This is a genomic window from Staphylococcus taiwanensis (genome assembly GCA_020544305.1).
Taxonomy (GTDB): domain Bacteria; phylum Bacillota; class Bacilli; order Staphylococcales; family Staphylococcaceae; genus Staphylococcus; species Staphylococcus taiwanensis.
This window is the reverse complement of sequence record CP058667.1, coordinates 989,923-1,014,740: the sequence shown is the minus strand read 5'-3', so window position 1 is coordinate 1,014,740 and position 24,818 is coordinate 989,923. Positions and strand designations below refer to the sequence as shown.

Annotated in this window: 25 protein-coding genes; 8 read left to right on the top strand and 17 right to left on the bottom strand. The window is 31.4% G+C overall.

Annotated features, from left to right (window positions below; genetic code table 11):
• Positions 1-45: 45 nt before the first annotated feature.
• The 6 genes from HYI43_04825 to HYI43_04800 all read right to left on the bottom strand — a co-directional run bounded on the left by HYI43_04825 (position 46) and on the right by HYI43_04800 (position 3,981).
• Complete coding sequence (locus tag HYI43_04825) at positions 46-774, bottom strand: hypothetical protein (protein UDI77901.1); 729 nt, start codon at positions 772-774, stop codon at positions 46-48.
• On the bottom strand, positions 775-1,647 hold the full coding sequence (locus HYI43_04820) for an ABC transporter ATP-binding protein (protein ID UDI77900.1): 873 nt from the start codon (positions 1,645-1,647) through the stop codon (positions 775-777).
• A complete protein-coding gene (locus HYI43_04815; protein ID UDI77899.1) occupies positions 1,647-2,327 on the bottom strand; it encodes an ABC-2 transporter permease in 681 nt (226 codons plus the stop codon). Before HYI43_04815 ends, HYI43_04820 begins: the two co-directional genes overlap by 1 nt.
• Positions 2,324-3,223: an ABC transporter ATP-binding protein gene (locus tag HYI43_04810; GenBank protein UDI77898.1), complete on the bottom strand. Its 900-nt coding sequence runs from the start codon at positions 3,221-3,223 to the stop codon at positions 2,324-2,326. Before HYI43_04810 ends, HYI43_04815 begins: the two co-directional genes overlap by 4 nt.
• Entirely contained in the window at positions 3,220-3,600 is a 381-nt protein-coding gene (locus tag HYI43_04805) for a GntR family transcriptional regulator (protein ID UDI77897.1), read from the bottom strand. The genes HYI43_04810 and HYI43_04805 overlap by 4 nt, the downstream gene beginning before the upstream one ends.
• Before the next feature lie 204 nt (positions 3,601-3,804).
• Entirely contained in the window at positions 3,805-3,981 is a 177-nt protein-coding gene (locus tag HYI43_04800) for a hypothetical protein (protein ID UDI77896.1), read from the bottom strand.
• Positions 3,982-4,386: 405 nt separating this feature from the next.
• On the opposite strand from HYI43_04800, the gene HYI43_04795 reads away from it, so the two are divergent.
• Positions 4,387-5,673, top strand: coding sequence for an aminotransferase class I/II-fold pyridoxal phosphate-dependent enzyme (locus HYI43_04795; GenBank protein UDI77895.1), 1,287 nt, complete (start codon positions 4,387-4,389; stop codon positions 5,671-5,673).
• A 391-nt stretch (positions 5,674-6,064) separates the two neighbouring features.
• Here the strand turns inward: HYI43_04795 and HYI43_04790 are convergent, their stop codons facing one another.
• The 3 genes from HYI43_04790 to groES all read right to left on the bottom strand — a co-directional run bounded on the left by HYI43_04790 (position 6,065) and on the right by groES (position 9,062).
• Complete coding sequence (locus tag HYI43_04790; protein ID UDI77894.1) at positions 6,065-6,583, bottom strand: ClbS/DfsB family four-helix bundle protein; 519 nt, start codon at positions 6,581-6,583, stop codon at positions 6,065-6,067.
• A 520-nt stretch (positions 6,584-7,103) separates the two neighbouring features.
• The gene (groL, locus tag HYI43_04785; GenBank protein UDI77893.1) at positions 7,104-8,723 is read right to left on the bottom strand and encodes a chaperonin GroEL; all 1,620 of its coding nucleotides are present in this window, start codon (positions 8,721-8,723) and stop codon (positions 7,104-7,106) included.
• A gap of 51 nt (positions 8,724-8,774) precedes the next feature.
• Positions 8,775-9,062 carry a co-chaperone GroES gene (gene groES / locus HYI43_04780; protein UDI77892.1) on the bottom strand — a complete coding sequence of 96 codons (288 nt, stop codon included), beginning with the start codon at positions 9,060-9,062 and terminating at the stop codon, positions 8,775-8,777.
• 177 nt (positions 9,063-9,239) lie between these two features.
• Here groES and HYI43_04775 point away from each other — a divergent pair, with 177 nt between their 5' ends.
• Positions 9,240-9,980 carry a CPBP family intramembrane metalloprotease gene (locus HYI43_04775; GenBank protein UDI77891.1) on the top strand — a complete coding sequence of 247 codons (741 nt, stop codon included), beginning with the start codon at positions 9,240-9,242 and terminating at the stop codon, positions 9,978-9,980.
• Between the two features lie 104 nt (positions 9,981-10,084).
• Here the strand turns inward: HYI43_04775 and HYI43_04770 are convergent, their stop codons facing one another.
• Complete coding sequence (locus tag HYI43_04770) at positions 10,085-12,145, bottom strand: hypothetical protein (protein UDI77890.1); 2,061 nt, start codon at positions 12,143-12,145, stop codon at positions 10,085-10,087.
• 186 nt (positions 12,146-12,331) lie between these two features.
• On the opposite strand from HYI43_04770, the gene HYI43_04765 reads away from it, so the two are divergent.
• The 6 genes from HYI43_04765 (at position 12,332) to HYI43_04740 (ending at position 17,355) form a co-directional block, all read left to right on the top strand.
• A complete protein-coding gene (locus HYI43_04765; protein UDI77889.1) occupies positions 12,332-12,958 on the top strand; it encodes a nitroreductase family protein in 627 nt (208 codons plus the stop codon).
• 113 nt (positions 12,959-13,071) lie between these two features.
• Positions 13,072-13,857, top strand: a complete 786-nt coding sequence (locus HYI43_04760; protein ID UDI77888.1) for a carbon-nitrogen family hydrolase — start codon at positions 13,072-13,074, stop codon at positions 13,855-13,857.
• Positions 13,858-14,601: 744 nt separating this feature from the next.
• A complete protein-coding gene (locus HYI43_04755; GenBank protein ID UDI77887.1) occupies positions 14,602-15,168 on the top strand; it encodes an accessory gene regulator AgrB in 567 nt (188 codons plus the stop codon).
• Positions 15,169-15,170: 2 nt separating this feature from the next.
• Complete coding sequence (locus HYI43_04750) at positions 15,171-15,311, top strand: cyclic lactone autoinducer peptide (protein UDI77886.1); 141 nt, start codon at positions 15,171-15,173, stop codon at positions 15,309-15,311.
• Between the two features lie 25 nt (positions 15,312-15,336).
• On the top strand, positions 15,337-16,626 hold the full coding sequence (locus tag HYI43_04745) for a GHKL domain-containing protein (protein UDI77885.1): 1,290 nt from the start codon (positions 15,337-15,339) through the stop codon (positions 16,624-16,626).
• Positions 16,627-16,638: 12 nt separating this feature from the next.
• A complete protein-coding gene (locus HYI43_04740) occupies positions 16,639-17,355 on the top strand; it encodes a response regulator transcription factor (GenBank protein ID UDI77884.1) in 717 nt (238 codons plus the stop codon).
• A 52-nt stretch (positions 17,356-17,407) separates the two neighbouring features.
• Here HYI43_04740 and HYI43_04735 read toward each other — a convergent pair whose 3' ends face one another.
• The 7 genes from HYI43_04735 to HYI43_04705 form a co-directional block, all read right to left on the bottom strand.
• The gene (locus tag HYI43_04735; protein UDI77883.1) at positions 17,408-18,385 is read right to left on the bottom strand and encodes a carbohydrate kinase; all 978 of its coding nucleotides are present in this window, start codon (positions 18,383-18,385) and stop codon (positions 17,408-17,410) included.
• Entirely contained in the window at positions 18,386-19,879 is a 1,494-nt protein-coding gene (locus HYI43_04730; GenBank protein UDI77882.1) for a sucrose-6-phosphate hydrolase, read from the bottom strand.
• A 97-nt stretch (positions 19,880-19,976) separates the two neighbouring features.
• Positions 19,977-20,927, bottom strand: a complete 951-nt coding sequence (locus tag HYI43_04725) for a LacI family DNA-binding transcriptional regulator (GenBank protein ID UDI77881.1) — start codon at positions 20,925-20,927, stop codon at positions 19,977-19,979.
• A 102-nt stretch (positions 20,928-21,029) separates the two neighbouring features.
• Complete coding sequence (locus tag HYI43_04720; protein ID UDI77880.1) at positions 21,030-22,274, bottom strand: ammonium transporter; 1,245 nt, start codon at positions 22,272-22,274, stop codon at positions 21,030-21,032.
• A 141-nt stretch (positions 22,275-22,415) separates the two neighbouring features.
• Positions 22,416-22,640: a sulfurtransferase TusA family protein gene (locus tag HYI43_04715; GenBank protein UDI77879.1), complete on the bottom strand. Its 225-nt coding sequence runs from the start codon at positions 22,638-22,640 to the stop codon at positions 22,416-22,418.
• 26 nt (positions 22,641-22,666) lie between these two features.
• Complete coding sequence (locus tag HYI43_04710) at positions 22,667-23,764, bottom strand: YeeE/YedE family protein (GenBank protein UDI77878.1); 1,098 nt, start codon at positions 23,762-23,764, stop codon at positions 22,667-22,669.
• A gap of 252 nt (positions 23,765-24,016) precedes the next feature.
• Positions 24,017-24,655 (bottom strand): redox-sensing transcriptional repressor Rex, encoded by a 639-nt coding sequence (locus HYI43_04705; protein UDI77877.1) that lies wholly within the window; start codon positions 24,653-24,655, stop codon positions 24,017-24,019.
• Between the last annotated feature and the right edge of the window lie 163 nt (positions 24,656-24,818).

Here is a 24,818-nt window from a genome sequence, read left to right as displayed (position 1 = left end):
GAATCCTAAACGTATATGTTTATGTCTCGACCTATTAACTTTTGTTTAGATATCTCTTTTAGCAGCATATAAAGTATTAGCAATAAAGAAGATAACAATTGATGCAATAGAAATAAACCATTGCCAATGCGAGAACTTAATGCTGTCTGATTGTGATTTTTCAGTTAGATAACTAAATGGAATGTACTTTAATGATTTTTGTATCTTTTCGCCCCAATCAGGTATTAAACCAATAAACGGTTGAATAAATGGAACAATAAATACTAAGAATATACCTAACGTGAATATCACTGCTGGTTTTTGGACGATTAATGTAATTAAGAATAATAACAGTCCAAAGAATAATAAGAAGATAAGATAGAACCAAATATTAGTTAAAAACTTATCTCCATCAAGGTTCTTACCGTCAGTAAAAGATTGAATTAGCACTAATGTAATGTATGTGATAAAAGTGAAAATAAATGAAATTAATACAATTGAAATTGTTTTAGCAACAATATATCCAATTCTATTTTTAACCTTATTCATATATAACTGGATAGTACCTTGAGAATAGTCACGTGTAATTGTCTTAATAACAACTAATAAGCCAAAGAATAAGAACATCCAATTTGCCATAGATAATATTGTTGAATAAGTCACTTTATCGTTATTGCGTGCCATTAAAAATGCCATTAAACCTAAAACAGCCCAAATAAGTATTAGCGCAATATATGTTAAATAACTCTTACAAAAACTAAGAATATCGTATTTTACTAATTGTAAACTTCTCATTTATTTGTCACCTCTCTGATTAATATTAAAGTACGTATCACGAAGCGAACTTTTACGTGTTTCGATATAAGTAGGGTATATTTCTTTTTGTGCTAAAGCTTTAAGCAATTGTTTATAATCTTTTTGTGCTTTTATTAAAATTTCTCCACTATTTTTGTTAGTTTGAAGTACATCGAAATGTTCTTTTAAATGTTCAAGCGCTTTGTTATATTCTGCTTCTTCTACTTTAATTGATGTATGATCTTGTGCACTACCGTCTTTCATATTGACATCTTGCACGAAATTACCATCACGTAGGAAAACGGCACGGTCACAAATCAATTCAATATCTTCTAATTTATGACTTGAAATAAGTATTCTCATTTCTAAATCATTTACAAGTGATTGAATTGTTTTTAATACATCAATTGAACCATCAGGGTCCATACCATTTGTTGGTTCATCTAAGATTAAGTATTTCGGTTTATTCATTAGTGAAACAGCAATCGCTAATTTTTGTTTCATCCCCATTGAATATTTTCTTACTTTTTTCTTAATGTATGGGCGCATACCAAATGCATCTATAATTTTATCTGTATAATCTTTGTCGAAACCTTTTCCTAGAACCTGAGCAAATAATCTTAAGTTATTTAAACCTGTTTTATTGTCATATAATTTAGGATGTTCAATTAAATAACCTACATTTTCGTTATCATTAAGTTGAACCTTTCCTTTAAAATTAATAATATTGCCATTCATAACCTTCATCAAAGTTGTTTTACCAACACCATTTTTACCTATTAAACCTACGATTTGACTTTCTCCAAAGTCAAAATTGATGTTATCTAAAACATTATTATCGCCATATGTTTTAGTGATATTTTCTAATTTCATCAAAGCCCTCCTTTTTTAATACGACTATTAATATGTCGTAGTTGAATAACATAATTACTAATCATCCAGATGATGCTTAAGACGAGCAACCCATTATCAAAGTAAACTCCAAAAGTATCACTGGCTAAATTATTTTTAAAAATAAAATTATTAATACATGTAAATATTAATGCAATCGCAAATGGAATCACGAGCATCATTAAAATGATGTAGGCTGCATACGATACGCCATTCCGTTTTTGTTCAGTATTCTTGCTAAATGCAATTGGAATACTAAAAAAATTGACGGTTAAAAAAGTAATTGCTGTTGAATATCTCAAGTTATTAACCTCTATATTGGTAGACTGAAAATTATACAACGCTATAATTGCGGTTCCTAAAAGGGTTAAAACTATACAAGTGATATAGTTTGCATTCAGCATATCCTTTTTAGACACAGGCAGGCTTTCATAGAATAAATATGAAGTCTTACCACCAAGTCTTCTATGAACCCGAAATAAATGACCTGAATCTAAAATACTTATCAACATTAATGAAATAGCTATCGGTGTATAAAATACAAAGGCTATTTCCGTTTTTGATAATATAAATGCATATAATGGGTTAATTAAAAGTAATGCAATATACAAGATAATTGTCCAACTGCGCAATTTAAAATTTCTAATTAATAATTGTTTCATTGTATCAACTCACTTTGCTGAATGTCTGTGTTGTTAATTCTGTTGTCAGCCTTTTCAAGATAAATCATTAATTCTTCGATACTAGGTTGTTTTACATCAACTTTATTACCAAATAGTTCTTTAAACACTTGCGCATGTTTTGTAAAACCAAGATATCCTGTTGTTTTCACTTCTTTATATATAAACAATTTATTTAATTCATCATCTAACGCTTGGTTATCGCCTTGAACAATGAAATACTGCTCTTGAATTTGATTACGGTATCCTTGTAATATTACTTCTCCATCTTTTAAATAAATGAGATAATCAGCAATTTTCTCTAAGTCAGAAATGATATGTGTCGATATGAACAGTGTTTTACGTTCATCGATAAGTTCATGTTGAAGAATTTCTAGCACTTCATTGCGAACAATTGGATCTAACCCAGCTGTTGGTTCATCAAAAATAAATAACTCTGCATGATGACTTAAAGCAAGTGCTAACGACAATTTCATTTTCATACCTGTTGAAAAATGTTTAATTTTTTCATTGTATGGTAATTTAAATTTCTCTAAATATTGTTGGAATAACTTCCCATCCCATTCGCTATAAAATGGAGAAACTATTTTTTCAAGTTTCTTAACCGTCCATTGTTGATTAAAATAAATTTCTGAATATACAAAACCAATTTTATTTTTTATCCATTTCGGTTCTTGTGCCATGCTTTTATCAAGAACCTTTATTTCTCCACTTTGCGTTTCTAATAAATCCATAATTAAACGAATCACAGTAGTCTTACCAGCACCATTCGCCCCAATAAAACCTGTCACAAACCCTTGAGGAATATCGAATGAAATATTTTTTAATGCAAATGCTTTATTGCGATAAGTTACATTTTTTGCTTCAATTGCATTCATTCTTCTTCCTCCTCATAAATTAAAGTTAATATTTCTTTTAACTCTTTTAGAGGCATTCCAATCGTTTTAGCTTCTTTAATCATTGTGCGTGCCAGATTTTCGATAACAAAAAATTGCTTTTCTTTTAAAATCGCACTGTCTTGTTCCTTAACAAAGGTGCCTTTGCCACGAATGGTAGTGACAAAACCCTCTTTTTCAAGATCTTCATACGCACGTTTAGTTGTTATTAAACTGACTTGTAAATCTTTAGCTAACTCTCTCATTGAAGGTAAATGGCTCCCTGTTTCAACATAGCCTTTTAAAATATTTTCTTTAATTTGTTGCTTTATTTGTTCATATATGGGTTGTTCGCTGGTGTTTCTCAAAATGATTTTCATTGATGTCCCCCTTTAATAACTGTATATACATAATATATACAATATATACATCTTTGTAAAGGGATTTATCAATATTTCCTCATATTTCAATGTCATTTTTTTCCATCATTGTATATATACGCCATATACAATGAGTGATTTTAATAAAAAGACGCTACTTAATCAGCCAAATATAACTGACAGTTGCAGCGTCTACACTTATTGTTATTTTTTATTTTTTCGTCTATCATTGCTTCTATTAATAAATGCACAAATAATAAACATGATTGCAGCTAATAATAATTTGATTCCTTGATTTTCATGTCCAGTAGCTTGTAAATAATAACCTACAATAAATAGAATGATTGCTAACCCGACAAAAATCTTTGTTAAGTATTTCATCGTTTTGTCACCTCATTTGTTACATTGTATCAAAGAGATATAATTTTAGAAATGTTCATTCTGATGGTGCTAAAACATTGGAACTGTTTCATATTTTTTAATTAAATAATTTCTTTTACTTATCTTTCCATTTCGATTCTAACCATATTCGAAAAACGACAAGTATGCTTCCCGTAATTAAAGTCATCATACCTTCAAATAACCACGACATTACACTGCACCCCCACAAAGAAAAGTGTCATATCTCTAGATGACCTAATAGTATTCTATCACAAAATCGAACAAATGTTCGTATTAAATAATAATTAATTTCATATTTACGGCAAACGTGTATCAATACTTTATCTTTAACCAAAATCAAGATAAGATAATATTGAATATACAATTTAAAGTGAGGTTAAAATTATGAACCCTTTAGCACAAAACTTAAACGACCAACTTGTAGACGAAAGTCCTGAAATATTAAATATGCTTTCAAATTTAGGTAAATCAATGTACTATCCAAAAGGCATTTTATCGCAATCAGCCGAAGCTAAATCAACTAAATATAATGCCACAATTGGTATGGCTACCAATGATAAAGGTAAAATGTATGCTGACACTTTATATGGTGTTTATAATCATTTATCTCCTGACGAAGTGTTTCCATACGCACCACCTCAAGGCATTGAGCCTCTTAGAGATTTATGGCAAGACAAAATGCTCAATGAAAATCCTGACCTAACTAGTGATTCAATTAGCCGTCCAATCGTCACAAATGCACTCACTCATGGCCTTTCATTAGTAGCTGATTTATTTGTTGAAAGCGGTGACACAATTTTATTACCTGAACATAATTGGGGAAATTATAAATTAATTTTTAATACACGTCATTCAGCTAATATTGAAACATATCCTATTTTTAATAAAGAAGGTCATTATACTACTGATTCTTTAGTTTCTACTTTAGAAAATTACAACCAAGACAAAGTACTTTTACTCTTAAATTATCCAAATAATCCAACTGGCTATACTCCTACTAGTGAAGAAGTAAAAACAATTGTCTCTGCGATTAATGACTTGGCCAATAGAGGTACAAATGTAATCGCTGTAGTTGACGATGCATATTATGGTTTATTTTATGAAGATGTTTATACGCAATCAATTTTCACAGCAATTAATAATCTCGAATCTAAAAACATCTTACCTATTCGTTTAGATGGTGCCACTAAAGAATTCTTTGCATGGGGATTACGTGTAGGTTTCATTACTTTTGGTTTAAAAAATGATACTGCCAAAAAAGTATTAGAAGCTAAAGTGAAAGGTCTAATTAGAAGTAACATTTCGAGTGGACCAATGCCATCACAAAGTGCTATCAAATACGTACTTGAACATCACAGTGATTTTGATAAAGAAATCCAAGCAAATATTGACACATTACAAGAACGTTATGAAGTTACGAAAGACGTTGTTTACGGTGATAAATATAAAGACTACTGGCAAGCGTATGACTTTAACTCAGGTTACTTTATGTCAATCAAAGTGAATGGTGTAAATCCTGAAGAACTACGTAAACATCTTATCGATAAATATTCAATCGGAATCATTGCATTGAATCATACTGATATCCGAATTGCATTCAGTTGTGTCGAAAAAGATGATATTCCGCATGTTTTTGATTCAATCGCTAAAGCAATAGATGATTTGAAGTAAACGATTGATATAATTAAGTAATGTAATTATGATGTTAAACAATTTTTTCATATTTGATTAATTCATTCTTTCCGAACGAAAAAATAACTCGAAAGCTGTGATTTTAATGGTAATTATTTTTTCAATATTGCTTATTATTACTTTTTTCTCAACGTCATATCATTTGTATCTTTACGGATATACGTCAACCGGACATGTACCCAAAAATTTATATTTTTTCATAGGATCACTCATCTTATTCATTCTATTTGGAGCATGGTTACTAGATTTATTATAGATTTTTCTATTATCGTTCTTAATTAGCGTAAAAAACGAGTCTTGGCTATAATTCCTAGACTCGTTTTTATTTTTAGATAGCATGGTTTTTCATAATGTTACCATCCTATAAAAGTTATCTATCTAATTCTGTTTTCTTCCACTTTTTGATTTTGGTTCTAAATGTCTTAAATGGTGCAACTGTGTTAATGTGAATCCACTTCCAAACCGGCCATTTTGAAGGCGTTGATGACGCCCATTGCCTTTTATCACTCTCAAATAATGTTTTATTATCTAAACTATTAATTAAATCAATCATGCTATCTACTTCTTTATTAAACTGATCAATAAGTTGTTCTAATGTGTAGTTTGAGTAGGTTTGATAAAATTCTTGGTATAATCCCCCTAAATTATTCCACTTATAATTCGGGCTGGGTGTTACAACGGATTTATTATTTTTATTATCCTTTTCCCAAGATTGAATTAAATTTAACCATCCAAGTTGGTATGCAATCATTTGCGCAGGTGTCCTATCAATACCGGTTTTATATATATCCTTTTCTCCTTCTAATACATCACTAAATTCGTTAATAAATAAATCGGCTCTTTTTCTAATTTCAATTATTAAAGCATCTTTATCTGCATACGTTTGCATCCAATCACCACCTATTATTTATATGCTTATTATATAATATTTTATTCAATTAAAATATGTATTTATCAACTATAGTTTGAACCTAAGTTTCATGGATAGTTATTATTAAAATATTTTTATCTATCAAAACCATGTCGTGAAATATCATTTGTGGGGATAAGAACTGAAGTTTCCATTGGTAGAGTGAGTTGAGTCATGTTATAATCTTTATACATAAGGCACCTCGTTAATTTAGTTTAGTGATGTTTATTAAATTATACGAAAGGGCCTTATTTTTTTAAAGTATTTCGATGTAAAATTACATATATATACAAAGTATTTTGGCGAGACTCTTGAGGGAACAGGACAAGCTGAAGACTACAGGCTGAAGCTGTCCCCTAAGAAAGCGAGCCAACAATACGAAGTATTGTAAATAAAGAAGCCAGTAAATGAATTTATAAAAACTCATTTACTGGCTATTTTGCTAGAAATTATGTCCCAGGCTCTTATGTTAATAAATCAAATTAGCTTATGCCGTGTATTACATCATGCCTGGCATGCCACCCATACCTGGGTTATCGTTATTATCTGGTTCAGGGATAGTTGCCACAACCGCTTCTGTTGTTAAGAACATCGCAGCAACACTTGCGGCATGTTGTAATGCTGAGCGTGTAACTTTAGTTGGGTCAACAATACCTTCTTCAAGCATATTTACCCATTCATTTGTTGCAGCGTTGAATCCAACTCCTGCATCAGCATGTTTTAATCTTTCAACAATCACTGAACCTTCAAGGCCAGCATTCTCAGCGATTTGACGTACAGGTGCAGATAACGCTTTAAGCACGATATTAACGCCTGTCGCCACATCACCTTCAGCTTCAATTTCATCTACTTTATTGTAAATATTAACTAGTGCTGTGCCACCACCTGCAACAATACCTTCTTCCACTGCTGCACGTGTAGAATTTAATGCATCTTCTATACGTAATTTACGCTCTTTTAATTCTGTTTCAGAAGCAGCTCCTACTTTAATTACTGCAACGCCACCAGCTAATTTTGCTAAACGTTCTTGTAATTTTTCTCTATCAAAGTCAGAATCTGTTTCTTCAATTTGTGCTTTAATTTGACTTACACGTGCATCAATACTATTGTCGTCTCCGTCGCCATCGACAACTGTAGTATTATCTTTTAAAACTTCAACTTTGTTTGCACTACCTAACATTTCAATTGAAGCATCTTTTAATTCTAAACCTAAATCATCAGTTATCACAGTAGCACCAGTAAGGATAGCTAGATCTTCTAACATCGCTTTACGACGATCACCAAATCCAGGTGCTTTCACTGCAACTGCAGTAAATGTACCACGCATGCGGTTTAATACGATATTAGTTAACGCATCTCCTTCGACTTCATCAGCTACAATTAAGATCGGGCGACTTGATTGAACAACTTGTTCTAATAAAGGTAAAATGTCTTGGAAAGAAGAGATTTTTTTATCTGTTACTAATATATATGGTCTTTCTAACTCAGCAATCATTTTATCTGAATCTGTAACCATATAAGGAGATTGGTAACCTCTATCAAATTGCATACCTTCAACCACTTCTAATTCTGTATCAAGTCCATTTGATTCTTCAATAGTAATGACACCGTCGTTACCTACTTTATCCATTGCTTCAGAAATGTATTTACCGATTTCTTCATCAGCTGCAGAAATAGCACCTACTTGTGCAATTTCATTTTTATTTTCAACCTTTTGAGAAATATCATGTAAAGCTTCCACAGCTACTCTAACTGCTTTATCGATACCTTCACGTAATCCTACTGGGTTCGCACCACTTGTTACGTTTTTCAAACCTTCTTGAATCATGGCTTGTGCTAATACAGTTGCAGTTGTAGTACCGTCACCAGCGATTTCGTTTGTTTTATTTGCAACTTCTTGAACTAATTTAGCTCCCATATTTTCATAAGGGTCTTCTAATTCGATTTCTTTAGCAATTGTAACACCGTCGTTTGTAATTAAAGGTGCTACGTATTCTTTATCTAGTACAACGTTACGTCCTTTTGGTCCAATAGTCACTTTAACTGCGTTTGCTAATTTGTCTACACCACGTAACATTGATTGACGTGCATCTTCTGAAAATTTAAGATCTTTAGCCATCTATTTTACCTCCGTAAAACTTTAAGTTTGTTATCAATTTTTTCATCTATTTTAGTTATCAATTACTGCTAGTACATCTTCTACATTTAATATTAAATATGTTTCGTCTCCACGTTTAACTTCAGTGCCAGCATATTCTTGGAATACAACTGAGTCACCTTCTTTAACCTCTGGAGCAATCTTCTCACCATTGTCTAAAAGACGTCCTGTGCCAACAGCAACTACGACACCTTCATTTGATTTTTCTTTAGCGCTATCCGTTAATACGATTCCACTTTTAGTTGTTTGTTCTTGTTCTTTTCTTTCGATAATCACACGATTTCCTAATGGTTTAAGCATGATTGTTCCTCCTTAGCGGGTTCTATTTAGCACTTAGTCAAATCGAGTGCTAACTTATATTTTTATATTAATCAAAGTTGGTCAATTTTTCAAGCATTATGATTTATCTAAATTTTGTACTTACCCACGTTTTGCGATAAACTAATTAGAGTTGATTATTATTGATGGAGGTTTAAAATGGCAAGAATCTGGGTGGCAATTTTAACGTTAATTATATATGCATTAGCACAGTTTTTACCCCTACTCATCCAACATATTCCTATGTTTAGTAATTTGTCAGGCATGGCGTTAGCTAGAACTGGTGTGTATACACAAGTTACTTTATTCATTATCGCTGCAATCTTAATTATCTGGCTTCATTTAAAGATTAAAGATCCTACAATGCTTGAAAAGGGTCATAAAGAACCTAAGCGTTATATTTTACCTTGGGCATTATTAGGTTTTGTAATTGTAATGATATACCAAATGGTAGTCAGCCTTATTACTATGTGGATTATTGGAAAACCACAACAAAGTCCTAATACAGAACGAATTATGGCAATAGCACGTCAATTACCTGTGTTTATCATTTTAATTTCTATTGTAGGACCTATTCTAGAAGAATTTGTGTTTAGAAAAGTATTTTTCGGTGAAATTTACAATAAAATAAAAGGTAACCGTATTGTTGCCTTTTTAATCGCTTCCATTGTGAGTTCATTATTGTTTGCATTAGCACATAATGACATTAAATTTATATTTATTTATTTTGGAATGGGAATGTTATTCTCATTAGCATATGTAATGACAAAGCGAATTGCAGTTCCAATTATCATTCACATGTTGCAAAATGGTTTCGTCGTTTTACTACAACTGTTCTTCGGAGATACAGTTAAATACATACAAGACCAAACGAACTTTATTATTCATTTTTTACTATAATCATTTAATATTTTAAAAAATAGCTATGAGAAAATCTGTCAAAAAAATGATTTCTCATAGCTATTTATATGTTTAAAATTACTAAAGCTAAATTTCATATCAAACTAATTCTTAAATTTTGAATAAAGATACTTCCCGGTAACTCCCGCAAATATAAATACAATTAAGGTTATTAATGAGATATTTATATTTTTATACTTATCCGCATCATTATTTTCTGATGCTTCATCATCTTTTGAATCAATAATTTTATCACCATCATGGCTTTGAATATCAGCATCATCATTTTTATCCCTATCACTAGGTTTTTTCAAGTCTGGCATTGATCCAATTTCACCAGTAATTAATGCCATCACTTGTTCATCTAAGTTCTTATAATAATCTTTCGAATTTAAAGGATTAAAGTACTCAAATCTAAAATAATTTGACCCTTTTTGAAGATAATTTAAATATTGGTTATTAAATGATTGCTTACGGAAAAGTCTATAAAAGTCTTGATCTGTTACGTATTCATCATTATTACCTAATCTATTAATTTGATTAATAATATATGGATTATATTTGTAGGAACCTGTTGCTAGACTATTAAATCTACTCAATAACGTCGAATAATTGTTATTTGGTATTTCTGATTTCGGTGCATAATCATTATTCATATATAATGAACGATTACTATTATTATTTAAATTGTCTCCATAGTGCCATTGACCACGGTTAGCCCCACTCACTTGATTCCAATCACTGGTATTATTTTGATTTAAATTAGAACCATTTTGTTGATTGAAGGATTTATGCGGATATATGCGATGGATAATTGAATCAGATACATTATCATCATTATTATATCCATTATTGTATGAGTTACTATAAGAACCGTTGTGTTCATAGTCACTAGCTTGTCCTGTATAATACGGTTTATTTTTAGGTTGATTTGATGGACGTTTCGGAATAGGATTTGAATGATTTGACGTGCCATTATTTGGATAACTACCTTGATTTGAAGTATTTCCATTGTGATTTGGATGATTATCTCCTATTGAACCGTTGTTTGAATGACTGCCATTATGAGAAGTGTTATTGCCATGATTTGAATGACCATTATTTTTAGGTGGTTGCTCGTTACTTCCAGAATGTGAGCCATCACCCTTATTTGGTGGTTGTTCATTACTGCCTGAATTTGAGCCATCACCTTTATTCGGTGGTTGTTCATTACTGCCTGAATTTGAGTCTTCGCCTTTATTTGGTGGTTGCTCATTACTGCCTGAATTTGAGTCGTCGTCTTTATTTGGTGGTTGTTCATTACTACCTGAGTTTGAGTCGTCACCTTTATTCGGTGGTTGTTCATTACTGCCTGAATTTGAGTCGCCGCCTTTATTTGGTGGTTGCTCATTACTGCCTGAGTTTGAGTCGTCGCCTTTATTCGGTGGTTTTTCGTTACTGCCTGAGTTTGAGTTGTCACCTTTATTTGGTGGTTGTTCATTACTGCCTGAATTTGAGCCATCACCTTTATTCGGTGGTTGTTCATTACTGCCTGAATTTGAGTCGTCATTATTATCTGATGGTTTATTAGTATCTCCTTTACCAACTGAGCTTCCATCTTCAGTACTATTATTATCTTTGCCAGAATCTGTGCCACCATTTGAATCTGTTCCTGAATCATTGTTATCAGGTTTATTACTATTATCCGAACTAGTATCTCCATTTGAATTATTATCTATGTCAGAACCATTTTGGTTATTTGACTCATTACTATTTGAACCATTCTGGTTATTGGAATTATTTGACCCACTATCATCATTATTATTATTAGAATCATTAGAATTGCTACTAGAATTATTAGGATTAGATTCTGAGTTGTTTGTATCACTGTTATTTACATTATTATTTTCATTGTCGCTATTTTGAGATTCATTCTTTTCATTTGAAGATGAATCATTATTTTCGGTCTCAGATTGATGATTTAAATGATTGTTACTATTATTGACATTTCCTTCATTACTTTCATTGATTTCGTTTTTATTAAGTTTATTAGCATTATTAGTAGTCTTTTGCTTATTGATTTGCGTAGTAGCATCGTTGTTTACTTCTTCAGCAAATGTTTGATGTCCTAAAAGTGACGTTCCAAGCGCAACCACTATACCTGTCTGAGCTATTTTCTTTTTCATCAATCATCCACCTCCTTTTATCTCTTAACACTTATAGTATAAAGAAGAAAATCGTAGAATGCATGGAAATAAGTGTAATGATAAAAAATATTAATATATTTGAAATTTTTTGTTATATATTGTTTTACATATTTAAGTATAATATTTATACTTACATTATATCTTTAAAAACAAAGGAGAATTTACATGGGCTTATTTAGTAAACAAAATACAAAACCATTTTTACAAGAAATAGAAGATAGACGTACAATCTATAACACTGAAACAACTATTTCGATTAGTGATCAAGAATTAGAGGAAATGATTGAGCACATTATCAAATATGTACCATCAGCATTTAATTCACAATCAACACGTATCGTTTTATTATTAAACGACAAACATCAAAAATTCTGGGATAACACTAAAACAGTATTAAAAGATGTAATGGGTCCTGATCGTGACTTTGCACCTACTGAGCAACGTATCGATGGATTCAAACATTCTTATGGAACAATTCTTTATTTCGAAGATGAAGACGTTATTAAAGGCTTACAAGAAAAAATGCCGAATTACGCTGATAACTTTGCTAATTGGTCAGTTCAAACAAATGCTATGCACCAATATGCAATTTGGACTGCTTTAAGCTCTAAAGGTATCGGTGCCTCATTACAACACTACAATCCATTAGTTGATCAAATTACTACTCAAGAATTTGATATTCCAGCTTCATGGAAACTTGTTGCTCAAATGCCATTTGGCGATATTCGTGAGAATGCTGCCGATAAAGAAATTCAACCAACAGATAACCGATTCATCGTTAAAAAAAAATAAATTTAATAATTTCATTAGCAGGATTGAGGCGAACACTTCTATCCTGCTCTTTTTTTGCTTTTCAAAAATGACTTTAGTAAATTAGAGATATGTCAATACGAGGAGCGATTTGTATGAAAATCCAAGTTTTTCAATTTTACGTAGAATATGGTAATGCTCAAAAAAATGAAGAAAAAATAAAAGATTGGTTCGAAACTAAATTACAACAAGATACAGAGGTCGTTGTTCTCCCGGAAATGTGGAATAATGGCTATGCATTAGATGAATTAAGTGAAAAAGCTGACAAAGAACTTAGTCGAAGCTTCCCTTTTATTCAGTCGTTAGCTCAAAATTATAATGTTGATGTTGTGGCAGGATCTGTTTCTAACATACGAAATAATAACGTATACAATACCGCTTTTACTGTATCAAAAGAAGGCCATCGAATTAATAAATATGATAAAGTTCATTTAGTTCCAATGTTAAAGGAACCTGAATATTTAGAGGATGGTAAGACGGTACCTGAACCTTTCAAACTCTCTAATGGGGCTATTGCTACTCAAATTATTTGTTATGATTTGCGATTCCCAGAATTACTTAGATATCCTCCTCGTAAAGGCGCTCAAATTGCTTTTTATGTAGCTCAATGGCCTACGCCACGTTTAAATCATTGGCGCAATTTACTTCAAGCTAGAGCAATCGAAAATGATATGTTTGTTATCGCCTGCAATGGTACAGGCAATGATGGTAATACGGACTATGCAGGCCATTCAATGGTTATAAATCCTAACGGTGAAATTTTAGCTGAACTCAATGAAGAAGAGGATAGTTTAATATGTGACATTGATTTAGAAGAAGTAACAAAACAAAGAGAGAATATACCAGTATTTCAAAATATAAAAACTGAATTATATAAGTAATTATCATCCTGCAGTCTTCATCATTTGACTGCAGGTTTTTTACATAAAAAAGTCGTGAGCTTGGGAGGAACTCACGACTTTACACTTATTATTAAGGGAATGTTTTTACAGTTATTTTTCAATCATTTTGGGGATGTTTTAAATTATGAAAATTTCTGCGATAGCTTACAACTTGAAAATTATTATCTTCTATATCTAACAATAGCTAAAGTAATAATCTTCGATTGAGTATTAAACTTCAATCACTTTAATTATTCATTCATTAATAAGTTGGGATGGCTTATTAATGAACAAAACAAACTACACGAAGAAAACAAATGAATTCTTTCTACTATGAGAAATCAAAACATTAATAATGCTCGCTAAAACATTATTAACATAGAAGCATAAATTAAAACAATTCATACTTCTTACAACTCGAGGCAAAAGATTATAATGATTAAGCAACTACAACAAAATCATTAAACTCTAATACCAAAACAATAACTATTAAATTTAAAGACTAAGATTATTAAGTTTTTATCACATCTCTGTGATATGATTTTATTAAAACATATATTTAAAAATACATTTTAAATATTTCTTAAATAGCTATTTTTAATACTAAACTGTATCTTTTTATATGTTAAAATATTATTTATAATTTAATTACAACAGTTAAGTATTAATTTTGAACACTTATGCATAAGTTGCCAGGTCAGTTGCACAAAATTGTATAATATTAATAAGGAGAGTGGCACAATATTGAACGCAATTGACAGAAAGATTGAACAATTTTCATTATACCTACAACGTAAAAATAACCTTGATCATATTCAGTTTTTGAAAGTACGATTAGGTTTACAAGTCGTTGTAAGTAATATTGCTAAAACAATTGTGACATATGGTGCTGCTATCATATTCCATACATTTCTATACACTTTAATTACACATGTTAGTTACTTTTTAGTCAGACATTTCGCTCATGGTGCTCATGCAAAGTCATCATTATTATGTCATATTCAAAATTTAATCTTATTTGTTGGATTACCTTGGTTAATTGCGTATTTTCCAATAAATGTGGGTATAATGTATGCGGTTGCAATTTTAGCTTGGGGATTAATAATTATATATGCACCAGCAGCAACTAAAAAACAACCTATTCCACTACGCGTAAGAAATCAAAAGAAAGTTTTTTCAATAATAGTTGCTTTACTATTGATAATTGTTTCATTATTGGTTCCAGAACCTTTCAAACAATTAATTTTTCTAGGACTATTTCTAGAGAGCATTACACTTATACCATTCTTTTTTCCTAAGGAGGATAATTAACAATGACTTTATTTGCAGATTTATTTATTAAATTATTTACATTCGTTTTAGAAACTATTGGTAATATAGCTACAATTTCAACTTGCGCAACTTACTTTGATGAACCTGAAGTACCTAAAGAGTTAACTAATTTAAAAAGATAATAACTTGTTAGAAAGTGTGTGAAGTATGGATATATTATCTAATGTACCATTAGCTTTTTTTCAAGGATTTCTCCTGTTTTTAGTTGCTAAAATCATTTTAAATATTAAATTTAGCTTTAGGGATTATTTACTTATTTTAATAGTTATAATCCCTTCAGCTTTTTTGTTTTATTTTTTTGGTAGTTTATCACTATTGTATTTACTTATTGGATGTAGTTTGTTTTTCTATTCAAAAGTTAAACTTTATGCAATTATTACTGTTTTAAGTAGTGCAATAATCATGTTTTTAAGTAACTTTATAGGTTTTTTCCTTGTAGTATTTATACAGAATCATGTTGATAACCCTATTGTTATAGCAATATCATACTTGTTGATTTTTTCAATGATATCTATTGTATTAGCTTATTCATTTAATTTTTTATTTAAAAAATTAATGCAATCATATTTATCAATTAATAAAACATATTTAACAGTAATTTCTGTTGTTTTGGTATCTTCGTTTTTTATACTTTCATTTTATTCTCAGATGCCCAAACAAAGTGTAGCTTCATTAAAAGGTTATGCACTAATATTTTTGAGCATTCTATTTTTCTTTATTATTGTCATTGTTTTAATATCAATTACTACAATACGAGAAATTCGCTACAAACGTAACATGGAAGAAATTGAGACATATTATGAATATACATTACAGATTGAGTCTATTAACAACGAGATGCGTAAGTTTAGACATGATTATGTCAATATCTTAACCACAATGTCTGAATACATAAGAGAAGATGATATGCCTGGTTTAAGAGAATATTTTAATGAAAATATTGTTCCAATGAAAGATAATCTTCAAATGAAGTCCATTAAAATTAATGGTACTGAGAATATGAAAGTACGTGCTATTAAAGGTTTAATTACAACTAAAATTCTTCAAGCACAAGAGAAGAATATACCTATCAGTATCGAAGTACCAGAATTAGTTGAACATATAGAAATGAACACAATTGATTTAAGTCGAATTATTGGGATTATTACCGATAATGCAATTGAGGCTTCTGAAGATTTAGAAGATGCTTTAATTAGAATTGCATTTATAAATACTGAAACTTCAGTTATGTTCATTGTTATGAATAAATGTAAAGAGGATATACCTCGTATTCATGAGTTGTTTCAAGAGCGCTTTTCAACTAAGGGTGAGAATCGTGGATTAGGTTTAAGTACCTTGAAAGAGATTACGGACTCCACTGAAAATGTATTACTTGATACAACAATTGAAAATGGCTATTTTGTCCAAAAAGTAGAAATTATAAATAACTTGTCATAAGGATGTGTTCCCATGAAAATATTCATTTGTGAAGATGATGTGAAACAACGCGATAATATGGTTTCAATTATTAACAATTACATAATGATTGAAGAAAAACCAATGGAAATTGCATTAGCTACAGACGATCCTTATGAGATTATTGAAAAGTCGAAAGAAATGAATGATGTAGGTTGTTATTTCTTAGATATTCAATTAGAAGCTGATATAAACGGTATCAAACTAGGCAGTGAAATACGTAAGTATGACCCTATTGGCAATATCATATTTGTTACTAGTCATAGTGAACTTACCTATTTAACTTTTGTTTATAAAATTTCGGCTATGGATTTTATTTTCAAAGATGATCCTAGTCAATTGCAATCAAGAATTATTGATTGTTTAGAAACTGCGCATACACGTTTAAAATTACTCTCTAAAGAAAGCAATGTTGAAACCATCGAATTAAAACGTGGCAGCAATTCAATATACGTGCAATATGATGAAGTGATGTTCTTCGAATCATCAACTAAATCTCATCGTTTAATTGCTCATCTAGATAATCGCCAAATTGAATTTTATGGTAACCTCAAAGAATTAGCACAACTCGATGATCGTTTCTTTAGATGTCACAATAGCTTTGTTGTCAATCGACATAATATAGAATCCATTGATTCTAAAGAACGTATCGTTAATTTTAAAAATGGTGAACATTGCTATGCTTCTGTTAGAAATGTGAAAAAAATATAGTTAGACGTTAAAAAAGCCAGCTGATGTTGATAGTCAGCTGACTTTTTCTACTTTATTTTAATGATAATTTTTCTAACTCTTTGTTCACTTCTTCTAATGTTGGAATACTTTCTATAGCACCATATTGTGTTGTCACTTTTGCAGCAACTAAATTACTAAATTGAAGTATTTCTTGTCCCTCATTTTTGAAAAGCTCAGTAATTGATGTATTTGAACTATTCAATATTTTACTAATTGCCGCACCAATAAATGCATCCCCTGCGCCAGTTGTATCTATTGCTTTAACTTTAAATCCTTCATGATGAATCGTTGTTCCATCTTTTAAAATAATACTGGCGCCATTAGGCCCTTGAGTATAAATAACCGCTTCGACATCGCCTTTGAATAAGGATTGAATACCTTTATGTTCATCCCTTTCACCAGTGATAAATTCAATTTCTTCATCCGAAACTTTTACAATATTTGCTTTAGGAATAAATTCTTGAATAGCTTTTTGACATGCTTCTGCACTATCCCATAACGGCAATCTAACATTGGGATCAAATACGATAGTACCATTCGCTGCTTTAAATTTATCTATCATAGTTTGATGTGCTTGTTTCATATCACTTTCAACCAAATCGACAGAGCAAAAATGCATAACATCTGCTTCAGTAATCGTAATATCATCTAAGTAAGAAGATTGATATAACATATCTGCTGAAGGTTTACGATAAAATGAAAAATCGCGTTGCCCATCTTCTCTTAAACTCACAAACGCAAGTGCTGTATTAGCGATATCCGTTCTTTTAATGTGATGGACACCGACACCAATATTTTCTAAAGTTTCTATGATAATATCGCCAAATGCATCATTGCCCAATTGTGTCACCATTTCAGCATGTGCACCCAATTTTTGTGCTGTGCTCGCCACATTAGCTGGCGCACCTCCCACTTGTCTACTGAATTGTTCCACATCTTTTAATTCGGAGTTGGTCACATTTGGAATAAAATCAATTAATGCTTCGCCAAGTGCGTATAACTTTCTCATCTATTCATCACCCTTAACCTTAAGCTCGTATTTCGTAAATTGTAAGTAAACTTGTCCAGATTGGGTAGATGTTTTAATACCAGTTGCCGATTCTTCTGGGAAAATTCTAGACGTTAAGACACGCTCACCATCATTACAAAAAATTTCAATACTGGAAGTATCTACAAATATTTGAAGTTGTGTTAATGGCGTATCTAAATAAGTGCTCCGTGTATAATCACTAACATTATCTGGCAGAAGTCCACTTTCTGTGCGGTCTAATGTTAATTTTTGTGTTGTACTGTTGTATTTAATAAGCGTTGTGTTATTTTTAGAAGCGCGTAATTCAAAATAAATTTCAGATGCTTCATTATCAAGAATATCAATAATGAGTTCAAATTGTTTACCTTCATATGGTTGCAATTGTCGATTAAATTTATTGGCGTAACCTAACGCAGTTTCTTTGTTGGTACGCAGTTTTTTAAGTCCTTCAAACGGACGTTGGCGCAATTTACCATCTTCAATAGTTAATTCTCTTGGTATTGTTAAACAATGCGCCCAACCTTCTCTATCTGTTGGATAGTTTATTTCTGGTAAACCCATCCAGCCTATTAATATACGTTTACCATGTTGGTCTAAAAATGTTTGAGGTGCATAAAAATCAAAGCCATGATCTAATTCGATAAAGTCTTCATGATTAAACGTTAATGTGTCAAAATCTAATGACCCAATTAAATAGCCAGATTGATAAATATTTCTAAATTGTTCATTTTCTGGCTCTATTCCTTGAGGACAAAATAATAAAACGTCTTTTTTATCTAATTTAAAATAATCAGGACATTCCCACATAAATCCGAACTCTTTTAATTCAGTTTGTAACTCACCTACAAATATCCAATCATCTAATTGCTTATTTATTGTTTTATACAATAATACTCGGCCGTAATTGTCATTCGTTTGTGCACCAATAATGGCATAAAACTCACCATTGTGTTCAAATACTTTAGGATCCCTAAAATGACTCGTGTAACCTGATGGTTGCTGAGGAATGACTGGATATGCCATTTTAGATATCGAGCCATCATCTTGAACTTTAGCGATCATTTGGCTAGCATAGCGATTCCATTCTTCGTCACGATGATTACCTGTATACATATAATAAAGTTGGCCGTTATGTTCAAACGCACTACCACTGTATACACCATGACTATCAAAGGATGTATCCGGTTTAATGATTGCACCTTGAGGTTCAAAGTTAACAAGATCATCACTAGTATAATTAAACCAATATTTCAGACCATGCGTAGCGCCTAAAGGAAACCACTGATGTGACACATAATATTTGTGATTATAATAGATTAATCCATTAGGATCATTTAGTAACCCTGTTTCAGGTTGAATATGATATGTCTGACGATAGATTGACGTATCGACTTGTTCTTTAAGTTGCTTTAATGTTAATGAATCTACGTCCTCAATACGACGATAACGTTCTTCCCTTGACCATTCAGCCATGTTAAACCTCCATTTATTGGCAAATTATTCTTTAATTAACTTTATTTTATCATTTATATTGGTATCGGTTCCATACATTTTATTTTCTAAATTTATTTTATTCTTTTACTGGTATAATCGTTTCAGTTACTACATTTTCCGAAAAAATTAAATCATGTAACTGACTCATTGCCTTAGTACCCGCTTCAAAGTAGTTAAATTTCACTGTTTTAATTGTAGGAGAAACTAACTGTGTCATTGGATCTCCACCAAACCCATAAATTTGAACTTTATCTGAGTGTATCTTATGTTCAGAGTAATATTTATGTATTGCGAGTGCGATGGCGTCGGTTGCTCCAATACAAACTTCAAAATCATCTTTATCTCTTAAAACATTCACAACATCTTGTCTCGCTTCTTCATATTTAAATGATGTTTCAAAGGTCTGAGGTTGAATACCATATGACTGAAGTCCGTCTAATACGCCTTGTTTACGTTTCACCCCTACGGCAATATCATTCTCACTTACGCCAAAGAAAGCAACATGTTTTATTTTTTTCTGACCAATGTAGTCTCCCATTAACCAACCAGCTTGGTAATCATCATGAATAATACTATTTAATTTAGGATGAGATTGCCCTACAAGGATAATGGGTACATCTATTTTATTAATGACTTCTAAATGTTGAGGTGTCAATGTTGTTGCCATTAATATGATGCCGTCTACTTTACTTCTTGAAAATGTTTCAAGCGCAGTTATTTCAGCATTGATATCTAATCCAGTATAATTAAGTAATAATTGATATTGTTGTTGCTGACATATATGGACCATGCCTTTTACAGTCTCATCTACGGCATGTGAATTCATTCTAGGTATAATAGCACCAATGATATTCGTATGTTCAGCTCTTAAACTTTGAGCAAACTGATTAGGTTGGTAATCATGTTCCGCTATGATTCGACTTAATTTCTCTTTTGTTTGTGGACTTACTGAGCCATCATTTAAAAAGCGGGAGACTGTGCTTTTAGACACTCCCGCTAGTTTTGCGATATCTGATATATTTTTCATTAGATTAATCACCTAAATTATTGTCAATTTAAGTTTTATTTTACCATATATCAAATTGCTTATTGTATAGTTTTTTGCATGCTTAAATTCTTTTATACCTATCTAGTAACGCTTACGTAATTTGTTAAGTTCTCCATAGAAGTAAGCTTTTTCACCATGAACAAGCTCATCTAAACCTGTTTTATCTTCTTCCTCAGTGGTCGCCATTGGTATAAATTTATTCAAAATAATTCCAATTAACCAAGTCATAAGAACGGTATAAATGACAACCACAATAACTGCTATGGTCTGTATCATTACTATATGTATATTTCCTGAGTAAATGAAGCCATCTGTGATATCTAAATTAACATGATGCGATTGAAATACGCCAGTTAGAATTGCACCCACGATACCACCAACACCATGAATACCAAAAGCATCGAGCGTATCATTATATTTATATTTAACTTTAATTATATTAATGATGATGTAACATGCGATACCTCCAATAAATGATATAAGATAAGCACTTAGATAATTCACATAGCCTGCAGCAGGTGTAATAGCGACCAATCCTGCGAGAACACCTGATAATAAACCTAGTAGACTTAATTTTTTAGTAAATATATATTCAAATACTAACCAACTAAACGCACCACCACTTGCCGCGATAACTGTATTTACAAATGATGTCAAAGCTACATCATTAAGTGTAAATGCACTTCCTGTATTAAAACCATACCAACCTATCCATACTAAAATGCCACCTATCAGCGCTATGATAAGGTTGTGCGGTTGTATTTTCTCAATCTTTTTACCATTTCCTAACATAATCGCTAAAATCAAACCAGAAACACCTGATGTGATATGCACTACTGTACCACCGGCATAATCTAATGCACCTAATTGTTGAATCCATCCGCCACCCCATACCCAGTGTGCAACAGGACTATAAATAAATAATACCCATATAAAGATAAAAATAATATATGGTATAAACTTCATTCTTTCAGCAATTGATCCTGACAATATTGAAACAGCAATGGTACAAAACATCATTTGAAAAAGCATAAATAATGCAAATGGAATATGTGGGCTTAAATCATGATTTATGGCAAAGCCAACATGTTGTAAACCAATAAAATCAAAGTTACCGATAAAACGATTCCCTGTACCAAAGCTTAATGAAAAGCCAAAAGTAATCCATGTGAAAGTTACAATAATGATTGCTGTCATACTTTGCATTACAGTATTAAGTACATTCTTAGATTGAACTAGTCCTCCATAGAATAGACTTAGTCCAGGCGTCATTAACCATACTAATAATGTGCAAAGAAATAAAAAAATTGTGTCATCCATCTTCATAATTACCACTTCCTTTGAAAATATCATAGTGATACTTTAGCAGAAAGGCAAAAATACGTAAGATAAGATGACACAATATGTTACTTATTATAACATCACAATCGTCTAACTAATTTGACATGCAAGAATCATTGTATATATCTATGCTTTTTGAACAGTGATTGTCCAAGAAGCATCATCAAGTTGTTCATAATTGGTAACTGGATAACCTTGTTCAGCAGCCCAATTAGGTAACGCTTCTGTAGCTTGCGTGCAATCAAAATCAATTTTTAATTCATCACCATTTTCTAATGTTTGCATCTTTTTCTGTGCTTCGATGAGTGGAAATGGACAAACCATACCTACAGTTCCTAATTCATATAACATATCTTTTTCGCTCCTTTTCGGTTGAATTATGTTGTTTGCGTTTGTTTTGAAATAGCCTTAGCCTGACTTGCTGCTGTTTCTCGTTGTAACTTTTTCATTGGTCTTACAAAAATAAAGTAACTCATAAACCATACGCCTAGTAACATTGCAATAAGTGCAATCCAGCCCTTCCAAGACATAATTGCCGTTTCAACTAAACCATTACCAATTGTACAACCGCCGGCAACTGATGCACCAAATCCCATGCATATACCGCCAATTGCACTATTTCGAATCGTTTTCTTATCTGGAAGACGCCATTTAAATTCGCGAGAGCCTCTTGCAGCAATATATGAACCTAAAAAGATTCCTAGTATTAATAAGACGCCCCAGTCTAATAATTTCGTATCACCAGTAATTAAAAATGTAACTAAATTTGCTGATGGCGTTGTAATACCTAAACCATAATCTCTACCCGTAGAAATACTCATCGGCCAAGCTAATAACGCAATTAAACCTATAGCTATACCAGCTATGAAAGGATGGAAACGTTTCTCAAATAAATAGTGTCTAATACCTGTAAATTTTTGTTTTAATTTAGGTACTGCAACTTTTGGCTTTGGTTTGCGTAAAGTTTTAACTACAAAGTAAATCGTAATAAGCGTTAATATTAAAGTGAAAATCCACATTGGTATACCTGTAGTTTGAGACATACTCGCATTAATATTAGTTGGTTTATTAATCCAGTTCATAACTGGGAGTAATACACCAGTTTTTGTAATTGCAGCAGTAACTGCATATAACACAAGTGCTACCCAACTGCCTATCAATCCTTCACCTGCACGATACCATGTCCCAGTTGCACAGCCCCCAGCAAGTACTATACCTATTCCAAATATAAAGCCACCTATAAGTGTTCCTACTATAGGAAACGTACTATCAGGTATAGCCATAATTCCTAAACCTGTTAATATGAGCAATCCAATACTTTGAATCGTAATTGCTACCAATAATGCATAAAACATTTTGTTATTTTTTTGAACATACATATCTCTAAAGCCACCAGCTAAGCAGAAACGTGTACGTTGCATAACAAATCCTAATAAAATACCTACTATAAGACCACTAATAATCATCCATATCACAGGTAATTCATCCTTTCCCGATTATTTTACTAAGGTATTATAATAAAAAGTTACACTTTTGGCAACATTTTAATTTTATATCAATTAAATATTTAATGATAAAAAGTTAAATTTCGAAAAAATTATTTACATCTCATAAATTTAGGTATAAAAAAAGAGACAGAGTTCATTTCTAATGAAAATTCTGTCTCAATTCAGCAAGAACCTCTTTAAATGTTAAATCAATAATAATGTTACTTAATTTTACAAACTTTAATTTGAATAATTCTTCATGAAGAATAAAAGAGATTGTAATTCAATACCTAAGTCAATATGATGAACTTGTACATCGTTCGGCGCCTCAACTCTAGCTGGTGTGAAGTTAAGTATCCCTTTTACATTAGCTTTAACCAACTTGTCAGTTACACGTTGCGCTGCCTCTTCAGGTGTAGTGAGTATCACTACATTAATATTTTCTGACTCTAAGACTTTCTTTAAATCATCTGCATGATGAACTGTAACGTCCCCAATTTGTTTTCCAATAATTTCTTTATCCACATCAAAAGCTTCAGTAATAGTCATTTCGTCGTGTATTGAAAAATTATAAGTTAAAAGTGCTCTTCCTAAGTTACCTACACCAATTAAGCCAATATTAAGATTATCGCTATCACTAAGTTCAGATTTAAAGAATTCTAATAGACTATCTATATTATAGCCATAGCCTTTCTTACCTAACTCACCAAAATAAGAAAAATCTCGTCTGATAGTTGCTGATTCTATACTTAATGCTTCGCTGATAGTTTTCGAATTAACCCGATCAATTCCTTTAGATTTTAAAGTATTTGCGAATCTATAATATAAAGGTAATCTTTTTAAGGTTGCACGAGGAATTTTAGCTTTATTTTGAGCCATTTCAGATGTCCTCCTCTTGTTTGAATTTTATCATTTATGTATTCAAACTAATTTGAGTGCAATTAGTCATTACTGTGAAAACTACGTTATGCCTATAATGAATACTGAAATATTATACCGTAATGTATTTTAAAAATAAATAACTTAGTTTCATGAAAATGTG